Genomic DNA, 13,363 nt, shown 5'->3' with positions numbered 1-13,363 from the left:
TCTGCAAACTTAGAGTTAATTCGTTCAATTCGTTGTTACCGCGTCTGAGCGTAAACACTTACGTGAATCCTCTCTCACTCCAAATCCCATCCGAGAGTAAGGATTTTTGGTGAAAAACTTGTGTCGGATTTTTGGCCGAAATAGAGGACGGGAAAGGCTGTTTGGGGCGTTTGGGATGACCGATGGGAAGCGCCTACTGTGGCGTTGGGCATGTTTCGTGTTGCGATAGCTTAGTTTTCGAGCCTCGAGAGCTAAGAGAAGGAGCCTCGAAAGGGTAGGGATGGCGGTGCGAAAGATGGCTTTTGGTGGTGTGGAATGAGGCGTGTGGCGTGCGAAATAGGCCCTTCGAATGGTAAGTGCCAGAATGTTAGATGGTTACAAAAATGCGTGAGAATGGCGTATTTGGGAGCGAGCCGAGGTGCGATGGGAAAAACCGCGTAGATTTGGGGGAGGGATGTTGAGAATGTTGAATGATGAATGAGACCTTCGGATGAACAAAAAACATCATTTGGGATTTTTTTTGTTGCAAACAGTTAGCGTTGGTTGCGATTTTTTTTCTATATTTGCATGATACAATTAGATAGCAAGATAGCGCCATGCTTCCTGATGTTGGAGGTGAACTGCCGGCAACGTTTGGAAGAAGCTAACCATTGACTAAAAGAATAACCCATTATGATAAAGGACATCATGGCTCACAACGCTGATGCAGCGGCGGGGCAGAAGGAGATGGAAGTGCTCAGGCGGTACTTTCCGCAATGCTTCGATGCTGACGGCAAGTTTGACATAGAGACTTTTAAGGCGTCGTTGCCCGACGGCACAACGCTGACCGACGAAACCACCGGTTTCAACTGGTTGGGCAAAAACTATGCTCGTATGCTCACCAACATGGATACCACCACGCTCATTCGTCCCGACGAGGAGCACAATGCCAAGCCCGAGAACCGCAATAGCAAGAATGTTTATATCAGCGGCGACAACTTGGACGCGTTGCAGCATTTGGTAAAATCGTATGGTGGCAAGGTAAAGGTGATTTATATCGACCCTCCTTACAACACAGGCTCTGACGGCTTTGTGTATAATGACAAGTTCAATTTTACTGCCGAGGATCTTGCCAAACGCTTGGATGTAAGTCCTGAGCGTGCCGAGCGTATTCTTTCTATGACGCGCCGTGGAAGTGCCAGCCATGCGGCTTGGCTCACTTTCATGTTGCCCCGTCTGTCGTTCGCACGCGATCTGCTCACTGATGATGGCGTGATCTTTATCTCCATCGATGATAATGAGCAGGCGAATCTGAAGAAGCTGTGCGATGAGGTGTTTGGAGAACATAATTTTCTTACAAATATGACACGAAGAACTAAAGTCGGAGGTGGCAGTGCTTCGAATCATTTTGCTATAGAACATGATTATGTGCTTGTTTATGCAAAGGATATAGAACAATTACCAGACTTATTTGTTCCTTTTGATCAAAATTATCTTAAGCGTTATGCATTTGAAGATGAAATCGGAAAATATTTTTGGGATACAATGGAAAGATCCTCAACGGCTACAAAACCATATTTGATTGAAGCGCCTGACGGCACTATGCTTGAAGGAAAATGGTTTAGAAAAGAAGACCGTTTCCTTGAAGATAAAAAAAATGGAGAAATAAGATTTCTTAAGAAAGAAAATGGTTCGTGGGCAGTGCAATTTAAACAAAGAATTGCACAAGGAAAGAAAATACGATCTATTTTAGGAGAAAATGAATTTAAGTCTCATCAAGAAGATTTAGCAGAACTGGGTATGGCTAATCTTTTCTCTTATCCTAAGACTGTGTATTTAGTTAAATATTTAATTCAATCAGTATTGAAGCCAAATGATATATGCTTAGATGCTTTTTCTGGGTCTGCTACAACAGCTCATTCCGTCATGCAATTATCTTCCGAGTTTTCTGGCGAATTGCCGCTTAAATATGTGATGATTCAGCTACCGGAGAATTTAGACGAATCTTTAAAGACTGCGACAGGTGAGAGAAAAGAGTTATTGATAAGAGATATAAATTTTCTTGAAGGATTAGGATATCCGCATACCCTTGATTATCTTGGTTTTGAGCGCATCAAGCGTGCCGCCAAGAAAATAAAGGAAGACAATCCACTCTTTGCAGGTGACCTTGGCTTCAAGCATTACACCTTGGAGGAGCCGAAGAAGGACGCCCTGTTGCTGATGGAGCGGTTCGACCCTGTTTCCAACAACATCACACCCTTGAATGTGGATGACTTTGGCTTGCAGACCGTGCTCCGCACATGGCTCGTGGCTGATGGCTATGGCCTGATTGAGGACGCCGAGGAGGTGATGCTTGGCAATTACAAAGCCTATTGGAAGGGCGACCACCTCTACCTGATCAATCCCGACCGCAACTTCGACGCCAACAGCATTGCGGCATTGATGGACAAGTATCATGGCGAGCCGTTCTCGCCCCACAACATCGTGGTCTTTGGCTATAGCTTCGCATTCACCCATCGGGAGGAGTTGCAGAAAAACCTCCGCACGCTGAAGGAAGGCAACAAGACCTTGACGGTAAACATCGACGTGAGATATTAAAACAATGAGATTATGTATCTAAAGAAATTACATATCAGCAACTTCCGTTGCTTCCGCGACTACACCATTGAGTTCGCACCCGGTGTAACCGTACTGTTCGGTAAGAACGGCTCGGGAAAATCGACATTGATACATGCCATACACAAGGCCCTGAGCATGCTTATGTATACCAAAAACGACTATGAGAACGTTACGGTGAGGGGCAAAAGAAAGAAAAAACTGGTGGGCTATAAGACCATCACAAGGAACAATCCGTATCTACACACCAAGGGCTTTGCGAACGACGACTTCAACAATCTGGAAGATTCGTTCATCGAGATAGCCGCCACAGCCGATTTCGGCCCCGGCTTAACGGATGTGGATTGGAAGATGAGCGCCAAGGCCAACAACAGCAAGCTTCGCCCCACCGAGTTTGAGGATGCCTATTTGGCCTTTTACGATTGGCAAGAAAACAGCGGCCAGCTTCCCTTGTTGGCCTACATTTCTGATGGCTTCCCCCATAAGGAAGACAACAAGAAGAGCCAAGTGAAGGCGAAGATCCGCGCCTTGCGCAATTTCGCCTATTTCGACTGGGACGAGGAAGAGGGATGCACCAACGAGTGGATTCTCAGATTGGAGAACAACCTGTTTAGGCAAGCAGCCCTTCTTGCCAAAGGAGTGGTTAAAAATGAGCAGGGAATCATGGCGCATGCCCAGCTGCAAGAAGAAGATGAGCCCGAGTTTCAGGAATTATCCCATGAGCAACAATGCATATCCGAATGTTTTAGCACGTTTACATCCAATAGTGTTTTCGACTCAGAGAATGCCATTAAGTTCAATGCCTTCACATTGGGAAGAACGAAGCAGAACGAGGGAAAGCTCTGCATCCAAACGGCACAAGGCGAGGAATATGATTTCCGCAAGCTGCCCGCTGGATACAAGCGCCTTTTCAATATCGTTCTCGATTTGGCATACCGCTCTTATATCTTAAGCGAGAAGTCAACAACAAATAATCCTGGACTTGTAATCATCGACGAAATCGATTTGCACCTGCATCCGCAGTTGGAGCAAGTTGTACTACAGTGTTTCCAAAGGGCCTTTCATCATGTTCAGTTCATTGTTTCTACGCATTCACCACTTGTCCTAACCGACATTGAAACTCAAAATAGCAGGAACCGGGTGTTGAAGATGACCCCTGCTTGTGATGCTCCAGAGGAATGGCGCAACATTCATGGTATAGATTATAACCAGATGCTTGAAGAGAACATGGATGTTAGTAAGCGTAAGCCTGAAATTCAAGAGCTATTCGACAAGGCTTGGAGTGAAGTGGCTGAAAAAGACACAGGAGCAGCAAAGGAAACCGTGGCAGAGCTTGAGAGGATTACCCCCAAAGACCAAATAGAACTCGTTAAATTGCGCTCGCTTATTAGCCGTTTAGAAATAATTGGGAAATGAGGTATATAGAGAAGCATTTTGATACAGATGCGGTAGTAAGCCACGAACAAGAGTTGGCTAATCTGCATTTGAACGAAGAAAGCCTTCGTCGCCCCGAAGTGCACCCTGGCAGAACCGGTGGACAATTATACGAAACCGTTAGGAATATGCCAACCATGCATGCCTTGAAAGAGCAAATGTATGCTGAACAAGGAGGCGTGTGCTGTTATTGTGGTATGAATTTGGATTATCCTTTTAATCCTCAATATCGGGTTGAGCATGTCCTTCCCAAGGAATCTCATCGCGAATGGGTTGGCGAGTATAAAAATCTACTGCTGTCGTGCAGGGCAAGCAGGGAAGAAATGAACTTACGCAACTGCGCCTCCACGAGGTCGGAAAGGAAGAAGCTTATTCATTGCGATGAAGCTAAAGGTTCACAGGAAATAACCTATTCGCCCTTGGATAAAGCTTGCGAGCATGCATTCTGGTATGATTTGGAAGGCTGCGTTCATCATAGCAACGACGATGCGAAACGAGATGTTATAACCTTGGGGTTAGCAGGCAAATACCTTACCGACAGGCGAAGGGCGGCCATCGATTCGCTCATAATGGCAGATGGTGTCTTAACTGACGATGACCTGATGGCATACAGAGAAGGTTTGAAAAAGCCGAATGCGGATGGAAAATACGCAGAATTTTATTTCGTCCTTATTGATGCAATAAATCAACTTCTCCCAGGAGACTAAGATACATGGAACTAAAACTCGAGAATAACCTTCGCCACCAACTTTTGCCCGTGGAAGGCGTGGCCGCGGTGGTGGAGGCCTCTATACAGGAGGCGCCAAAGGCGAGCCATCAAAATCCGCTGTTGAAAAACCAACTCAGCGGCGAGGCCCTGCAGGTGGTGCGCCAAAGAGCCAACCTGTTGGACAAGGCCACCAAGCTGCACGTTACCCCCTATATGCTTACCGATAAGATAAAAGCCCTGCCCTACCACCGCCTTCTCGACATCAAGATGGAAACAGGAACGGGAAAAACTTATGTGTACACCCGGACCATGTTTGAGTTGCACAAGCGCTGTGGCTTCAACAAGTTTATCATTGCCGTTCCCACGCTGCCCATCAAGGCTGGCACAGCGTCGTTTCTGACCGAGCCCGAGGTGAAACGCCACTTCCAAAACGTGTGCGACTACAATGCTGAGATAGAACTATGCCTGCTCGAACCTCAGAAGCAAAGTAAGAAAGGCCGGCAGAACATGCCTTCGGCCGTGGGCCGTTTCTTCTTTGGAAACCACCATGTGAAGAATAAGATTTACGTGTTGTTGCTCAACACCCAGCTGCTTACAAACGGTAAGTTGCTGACACGCGACGACTACGACCAAATGCTTGGCGAGTTTCATCTGCCCGTCGACGCCATTGCCAACACCAAGCCTGTGCTTATCATCGATGAGCCGCACCGCGTCGAACGCAGCGGCAAATCGTATGCTGCGCTCATAGAGAACTTCCACCCTCAGCTCGTGCTGCGCTATGGCGCCACTTTTCCCGACCTCTCCGTTGGCAAAGGCAAGAACAAGCATACGGTGAAAGACTATCAGGAGCTGATCTATGACCTGAATGCGGCCGACTCGTTCAACCAGGGGCTCATCAAAGGCGTGGCCAAGGAGCACCTGGAACTGCCAGGAGGAAAGAAGGCGGAGAAGAAAGTGAAGCTGCTTTCTGTGGTGAAAGGCGACAACGCTCATCTGAGGTTGACAAGCGCTGACCATGCAAGCAAAACATTCACCCTTCATGTTGGCGAAAACTTGGGTATGCTCGACAACGACTTAGACGGTGTGACGGTAGAGGCTATATCCAAGAACGGTATCAGTCTGAGCAATGGCCAAGTCAAACTGACCGGAGAGGAATTCTTCCCCGACCAATATGGCGTGTCATACCAAGAAGGCATGATAGAGCTTGCCCTGATGCGCCATTTTGAGACCGAACGAGAGAACTTCTGCCGCGAAGGGTTGCCCATCAAGACTTTGGCCTTGTTTTTTATTGACAACATAGAGAGTTTCCGTGGACCAGAAGGCAAGAACGACGGTTGGTTAAGGAAAAAGTTTGTCGACATACTGACGGCGAGAGTCAAGAAAGAACTGGCACGCCAGAACACATCCGAATATGCGGCATATCTCCAAGCGACCCTCGACAACATCGATGCCTCGTGTGCAGGATATTTCTCGAAAGACAACAACGATAGCGACGAGAACATTGCCAAAGAGGTAAAGACTATTCTGCATGGCAAAAAGCAACTGCTCAGTTTCACCACGGAAGAAGGAAAACCTAATGTGCTGAGGTTCCTGTTCTCAAAGTGGACCCTGAAAGAGGGGTGGGACAACCCTAACGTGTTCACTATTTGCAAGCTGCGCTCCAGTGGCTCGGAAATCAGCAAACTGCAGGAAGTGGGACGCGGTCTGCGTCTGCCAGTCGACAGTGCTGGCAATAGAATTAGCGACTCAGCGTTCATGCTCAACTACATCGTGGATTTTACGGAAAAAGACTTTGCCAACAAACTGGTGGCGGAAATCAACGGAGACCTGGGTACAGACCAAAGAAGTCCGCTCACCATTACGGAGTCGGATATTATCTTGGTGGCCGAAAAGCGCCAGATGGATGTCAACAAGTTCTTTATCGAACTGATGACCGAAGGCTATGTGGATTTTGCCCGGAATATTGTTCCTGAGAAGCTCGACGACCTGCAGAACAAGTACCCTGAGTTTAAGGACATCATTAGAGGCGTTGACACCAAACGCATTCGAGACCGCAACCAAACACCTAAAGACAAGGTGCATATACGCAAGGCGAGATTCGAGGAATTGCGTGACTTGTGGGCACAATTGAACAGGAAGTATATTCTCTATTTTGACAAGGAGATCGACTTGAAGATTGAAGCCGCGCTTCCTGCCTTGATCCAAGACAAACATGTGTTCGCGCTCCAAACGGTGGAGTCGTCGCGTAAGATTCTCGAGTTTGAAAACAATATGGCGGTAGCCAAAGAAGCCTCTCATGCCGAACTAACTTTGGTTAATCATCATTATGCGTATAACGAATTCCTAAAACGAGCTGCGAGGAATACCAACATCCCAGTCCACTTACTGCATCATGCAATATGCGAAGCGGTCAAGAATGGCTATAGCCTTACCGACGAGATGTTCAACGAAGGATCACTTACCCGATTGGCCGTAGCGGTTGACGATTGGAAATGTGAGCAGCTTGTAGGGCTGGTGCGCTACAAGCAAGCCAATTATAAGGTGAAGGAAACAAAGTTGACTAACGCCGACGGAACTGTGAAGGATGAAGTGGTCCAGGCATACATAGGCAACAAGTTTATTGCAGGCAATCCTCCTCAGAGTTACCTCTATGACGCTTATGCTTACGATTCGGGGTTGGAACTGCAGAATATCCAAACTGAGATAGAGGAAGTGGTGGTGTATGGAAAGATTCCGTCGCACAGCATCTGTATCCCAACTGTGGCGTCGAGCAACTATAGTCCCGACTTTATGTATGTGGTTAAGAAAACCGATGGCACAAAGGAACTGCACGTTGTCATTGAGACAAAAGCGTACGACAAGGAGTCGAACATTGCTCCTGACGAAGGAACGAAGATCTCATGCGCTGAAGAATTCTTCAAGGAAATGACAGCCAATGGATACACGGTTCATTTCCGCAAACAGATCAATAGTACGGGAGTAAAGACCATCATTAATGAATTGGTGATGCAAGATTCGTAAAATCAACGATCGTAACCCGTAAACAGAACGACACCGACAAAACCAGGAGTTCCTGATGTTGTCGGTGTCGTCTCATTTTTTAAGATACCAGTTAGCTGCGCATAGATTTCTATGGAGCTGCGACGCTTACTTCATAAACACCTTCTGGGCTGTGCCGTCGGCAAAGAGCACCACGTTGAGGCCCTGCTGCATGCCGTTGAGGCGCATGCCCTGGGCATTGTAGACGGCGGCGGTGAGGTTATTGTGCGCGTCGTCGGCCTTGATGGTGCCAATGGCGGTGTCGACCCCCGCGTTGTAGTCGTCGGTGGTAAACTCCACCTTGTCGCTATTGCTGTTCACGTTCCAGAAGCCGATGTTGGCGCCGGGGTTGTCGCCACCCCAGGTGTTGAAGCCCGTGGTCTTGTCGGCGATCTTGGTGATGACCCATTTCTGCGTGTCGGCCGTGTGCTTCTGCAGGTTGAGGTAGAGGGCCTTGGCCTCGCTCTCGGTGCCGCATACGAAGGTGCCGCTCTGGCCGTTGGTGGCCGTGCCCTCCTTGGTGGTTACCCAGTAGCCGTTGGCGCTGTAGAGCTTCACGCTGCTGAGGCTGGGCTTCTTGGTGGAGGTGGGGATGATGGCGTAATACTGCGACTTGTCGTTTTGGAACAGGGCGTTGGTCGACAGGTTCGAGCCGTTCATCTGCAGATAGGTGCCGCCGGCGGTAAACTTGATGCGGTACCACTTGGGGCTCTTCAGGCTGCTGAGCTCGGGTGTGGCTGCCACCTTCTCGTTCTCGGGCATGGGCTGCGTGCGGGGCACATAGCCAGGCATCCAGTGGCGTGCGTACACATAGCCGTGGTCGTCGAGCCATTGGGTTTGGTTGGCCAGGCGTGTGCGGAAGTTGTCCCAGTTTTTGAACACCTGCGGTGTCCATCCAGCCTCGGCCACACAGATGAGGCGCGGTAGGGCCAGGTACTCCAAGTATTCGTTGGTGCCCACGTGCTCGGTCCAGAACGTGCCCTGCACACCCTTGACGAGCGCCATCTGCTCCTGGGTGTACATGCCCTGCACAGGCACATAGTTGTAGCAGCCTTCCACGCCGTCGTTGCCGTAGCCGGCGCCCGAAGGCTCACCGTAGTCGTTGCTCTGCTTGCGGCAGATGTAGTAGCCGCCGTCGCCCTTGTGATACTCGGTGACGATGGCCGGCAGGCCGAGCTTCTTCACGGCCTTTGCCACACCCTCCTGACAGGGGTTCCAGCTCATGATGGTCGATTGCGTCTGCTTCATGAGGTCGAGGTCGGCGCCGCCAGCGGTGATGGCCTCGTTCCAGCACACCAGGTGCTTGTTCTTCGTGGCCACAAAGTCGGCCAGGTCCTTGATGAAATGGGCCTGCAACTGGCGATAGCTCGTCAGTCCGAGCTCCTTATACTTCTGCTGGCAGAGGTCGTTGTGCTCCCACTGCGTGGTGGGGCACTCGTCGCCACCCACGTGGATATAGGGATAAGGGAAGATGTCGCAAAGCTCGTCGAGGATATTCTTGGCAAACTCCACCGCCTGTGGGTTGGCCACATTGAGCACATCGGAGCTGATGCCACCGCCCGTCCACACCTGCGGTGCGCGGCTGGGGTTGCAGCTATACTCGGGGTAGGCGGCCATGGCGGCAACAAAGTGGCCGGGCATGTCGACCTCGGGCAGCACCTCGATGTGGCGCTCCTTGGCGTAGGCCACCACCTCGCGCATCTCGTCCTGGGTGTAGAAGTAAGGACCGTAGGGCTTGCCCGTCTTGGCGCCGTTGCCCGTCCAGTAGACCTGTCCGTTCTCCTCGATCTTGGTGATGGGCGTGTCGTAGTTGTCGCTGCGTGTGGCGCCCACGGTGGTGAGCTTGGGGTAGCGCTTGATCTCGGCGCGCCATCCCTGGTCGTCGGTGAGGTGCCAGTGGAACACGTTCATCTTGTAGCGCGCCATGATGTCGATCATCTTCTTCACCTCAGCCACAGAGAAGAAATGGCGGCTCACGTCGAGCATGAAGCCGCGGTATCCGAAGCGAGGCTTGTCGGCGATGCGCACCAGGGGCAGGCCCTCGGCGTTGCCCTCAGCCAGTTGGGCGAGCGACTGGAGGGCGTAGAACTTGCCCTTCTCGGTCGATGAGGCTACGCTGATGCCGTCGGCGGTGATGTTGAGCACGTAAGCCTCCTCGGCCAGTGCGGGGTCGGTGGTGAAGCTGATGTTGTCCATGGCCGAGAGCGCCAGGCGGCCCTCGCCATTGAGCTCAGCGCCTCGGGGCGCCGGGATGATGCAGGTGGGGTAGGGCACGGCTATCTGCTCCTCGCTGACCTTATAGATATAGAAGGTCGACCAGTTGCCATTGCCGCCCGCATACTGCACGGTAGCGTTATTGCTGGTGTTGGTGTTGAGATACTTGGTGCCGCCGGCCTGGCAGGTGAGCCAGAAAGAGCGCGTCTCGTCGGCGTCGGCGTGGGTGTTGGCCACCTTCGAGCCGATCTTCACCGGTGAGAACACCTTGGCCTTGGCGGCATCGGCCGTACGCGCCAGCGCTGCGCCCTCGCCACCAAAATACTCATTGCTCTTCACGTTCTTGAGCTTGACGCCACCCTTCACGGCCTCCACGGCAAACACCGTGGAGCCATTGGCGTCGAAGGCGTTGCTGTTGTTGGCGTTGCTCAGATAGAGGTCTTTCGACGTGGTCCAAACGCGCAGCGCCACCTTCAGGTTGCCCTTGAGCAGCTCTTCCTTCGTGATGGGGGCTTCGCTGAGACTGTAGGTTGTTATCGTCTGAGCGTATGAGCATACGCACGACAACAACATCACCAGTGCAAAACACAGTTTTTTCATAAAAGATTCTTTAACCGCCCTGCCGGTCGGCAGAGCAAATATTAAACATTAATTATTAGGTTCCTTTTCAAGGCACGATTTCTCGCCATGGCATAGCCCGAGCAAGCTCGGCTCTGCTCATCTGGCTTAACGAAAACCTTCCATTTCATGGCACGATTTCTCGCCATGGCAGAGATAATGCAAGTTTCAATATTCCGCAAGCCGTGGCCCGCGTGTTAGTATAGGCATTGGGGCAAGCGCCAAACGGCTCGGCACGCAGCCGCGCTCATGGGAGGCAACCCGCGGTCCCGTCTTGCCCAGGGCAGGGCGAGGCGCTAACCGTTTGCAAAGGTACGGATAATTTCCGTCATGAAGTCCGCTTTGCCCCCACTATTTGCCGAAATAGGCTGAAAAACATGCATGCGCCTGCCAGGGCCCCGACAGCCTGCGCCCTTCAGGGGAGCGCTGCAGGCTGCAGCCCACGGCCTTATGTGTGCTCTCCTCCTATCTTACCGAAATCAGCAACTTGACATTTCGGACGCCCTGAGTGCGAAGCCGTGGGATAAATGAACAGCAGAGGGGGCGCATCTTTCTTATGACTTCAACGCCCCCTTCGAGAGCTCCATTCAACATTCCGTATTCGGAAGTCGCATCCTGTTGTAGATGTGGCCGAAATATTCCATTTGGGCAAACACCTCGAAGCCAAGGGAGCGGTAGTAGGCCTCAAGGCGTGGCTTGTGGGTGTCTACCAGGAGCGTGGCGTTCTTACAGCCCAGCGCCTTGCCCTTCTCGATGGCATAGGTCATGAGCTTCTTGCCGATGCTCAGTCCGCGGTGGCCGGGCTGGATGGCCATGGAGTCGAGGTAGAACTCGCCGGGGGCCGTTTCGTCCTCTACACTCATGAGGTACTCAGGGTCCATGTCGTCCCACAGCTGTGGCCACGTCCGTTCGCGCAGCTCCCGATAGCGACTGCCCTCGTAGCCAATGAGGCATCCCACGGCTTGTTTGTCGACCGTTGCCACCATTGCGTTTCTCCACGAGTAGAGGGTGTCGTTGGCCGAGCACGACTTAATAAACTTGTCGAGGTCGTGGATTTCCATGTCGAGCGCCGTCAGCACGGTCCACGCCACAATCTCTGCGTCGTCAATTCTCGCGTCACGAATTTCTAAGTTCATACTCTTTTATACAATTGAATCCAAACTGGGTATGTAGTTTTGCTGTATGGCCTCGGCGATGGCGTTGGCCACCTCGATCTTGCTGAGCCCCACGCTCTCGCCGAAGTTGTAGAGCAGTTCGATTTCCTCCTTCGAGATCACCTGGTCGGTCATCACAATGTCGATCATGTAGCGCAGCATGCCCTCGCGCATGCCGGGATTGATCTTCAGGAGGTTCTCCACCGACTCGTTGAACGTCTTCACCACGTCGCCGCTGATGATCTCGTCGAGAAACTTGCGCGGGAATATCTTCAGCGACGCCAGTTCCGCCACGATGCGGTCGATCTCCTCCTTCTTGATGCCGTCGTCGCCATAGGCCACGATGATGCCGGCGCTGGCAATGAAGCGCGCCGTGTGCTCGTCTTGCTCGCTGTCGCCCACCTTGAGGAGGATGGAGATGAGCTCTTCCATGCCCTTCTTCAGCTCAGCCTGCGACTTGACGGTGGCGAAGAGGTTCAGCGCCTGCACGCGGATGGGGTTGACGGGGTGGGAGGCGCGGCTCATGCCCTTGTCGTTGAGGAAATAGGAGAGTCGCTTGTTGTTGTCGGCGATGAGGGCGTCGATGCTCACGTTCATCTTGGCCAGGTCGAGCCCCGACGCCATCTTGAAGAAGGCCGTCACACACACGCCGAGGTCCTCGGTGGCGATGTAGCCATATCGGTCGGCCACCAGCTCGGCCAGTTGCTCGTGCAGGCGAATCTTGTACTGGAGCGTTACGGGCGCCGCCGTCTCGGGTGGGAACACAAAATGGATGAGGCGCGTGAGCTGGGTGTCCTTGTTGATGAGGTGGCCCAGCTCGTGGCCAATGACAAACTTCAGTTCGTCGCGCGTCATGAGGTCGAAGAGTCCCGAGTTGATGTTGACGATGTTGGGCTCGTTCTCGTCCTCCGAGGCCACCGAGAAGGCGTTGACCGACGAGTCGCCGGTGATGTAGAAATCCACCTTGGCCGTGTAGCCCAACTTGTCTTTCACCTCATGGCAGAGGTCGTAGAAGTCGCTGAGCAACTCCTTCTCCACCTTGAGGCTGTGGCCCTCCATGTTGCTCCGCCAATACGCGTCGCTGCTCGAGGTGCGTATCTGCCGCAGCACCTCTTCCACGATGCTGCCCTGCAGGGCGTTGTAGATCTGCTCGCCCAACTGCCGTTCCAGTTCGATTGTCGGGTCGAACTTATACTCCTTGGTCACCACAGGCTCCTCGGCCTTCTGCTGCTCGTGGGTCTTCACCGTCTTCGAGCCAATAATATTGAATAATCCCATAGACCTACGGTATTGGTTAATGTGAAAACAAGCGTGTCCTTCGCTTGTGTGGGTTTAAGTTTGCGGTAATTCGCAAATATACAAAGAATAATCGACTCGCCCATCATTTCCCCTCGAAAAAACATTTCCCCTTCATAACCGCCCAGCGCTGTTGAGGGCCGCGCCCCCTCTTTTCGGCCCATAGCGCCCTGTTGCTCGGTCTCATGGCCCGCTTTGCTCCCATGGCCCCGAAAAGAGTCTCGAAAGCTTATGGGGCACACCTCATATAACTAAAGTTTCGGATTTAGGCAGGGTGGGCTGAAGGCCCAACAAGCACATAGCC

General features: G+C 51.9%; 7 protein-coding genes. 4 read left to right on the top strand and 3 right to left on the bottom strand.

From position 1 onward, the window contains the following. Window positions 1-672: 672 nt before the first annotated feature. From KM934_RS11350 to KM934_RS11335, 4 genes are read left to right on the top strand one after another with little or no spacing between them, the layout of a single operon-like run. Window positions 673-2,577, top strand: coding sequence for a site-specific DNA-methyltransferase (locus KM934_RS11350; RefSeq protein ID WP_215760716.1), 1,905 nt, complete (start codon window positions 673-675; stop codon window positions 2,575-2,577). A 12-nt stretch (window positions 2,578-2,589) separates the two neighbouring features. Then, window positions 2,590-4,011 (top strand): AAA family ATPase, encoded by a 1,422-nt coding sequence (locus tag KM934_RS11345; protein ID WP_215760715.1) that lies wholly within the window; start codon window positions 2,590-2,592, stop codon window positions 4,009-4,011. Beyond that, window positions 4,008-4,736, top strand: coding sequence for a retron system putative HNH endonuclease (locus KM934_RS11340; protein WP_215760714.1), 729 nt, complete (start codon window positions 4,008-4,010; stop codon window positions 4,734-4,736). The genes KM934_RS11345 and KM934_RS11340 overlap by 4 nt, the downstream gene beginning before the upstream one ends. A gap of 5 nt (window positions 4,737-4,741) precedes the next feature. Further along, window positions 4,742-7,759, top strand: a complete 3,018-nt coding sequence (locus KM934_RS11335) for a type III restriction-modification system endonuclease (RefSeq protein WP_215760713.1) — start codon at window positions 4,742-4,744, stop codon at window positions 7,757-7,759. 126 nt (window positions 7,760-7,885) lie between these two features. Here the strand turns inward: KM934_RS11335 and KM934_RS11330 are convergent, their stop codons facing one another. The 3 genes from KM934_RS11330 to KM934_RS11320 form a co-directional block, all read right to left on the bottom strand. After that, window positions 7,886-10,591, bottom strand: a complete 2,706-nt coding sequence (locus KM934_RS11330; protein ID WP_215760712.1) for a beta-N-acetylhexosaminidase — start codon at window positions 10,589-10,591, stop codon at window positions 7,886-7,888. A 605-nt stretch (window positions 10,592-11,196) separates the two neighbouring features. Further along, entirely contained in the window at window positions 11,197-11,745 is a 549-nt protein-coding gene (locus KM934_RS11325; protein WP_215760711.1) for a GNAT family N-acetyltransferase, read from the bottom strand. Between the two features lie 6 nt (window positions 11,746-11,751). After that, the gene (locus KM934_RS11320; protein WP_215760710.1) at window positions 11,752-13,041 is read right to left on the bottom strand and encodes a M48 family metallopeptidase; all 1,290 of its coding nucleotides are present in this window, start codon (window positions 13,039-13,041) and stop codon (window positions 11,752-11,754) included. Window positions 13,042-13,363: the final 322 nt, after the last annotated feature.

It is taken from the genome of Hallella faecis (assembly GCF_018789675.1).
In the GTDB taxonomy this organism is placed as follows: domain Bacteria; phylum Bacteroidota; class Bacteroidia; order Bacteroidales; family Bacteroidaceae; genus Prevotella; species Prevotella faecis.
Note: the sequence above shows the minus strand (reverse complement) of the source record. Positions and strands in the feature narration are given on the sequence as shown.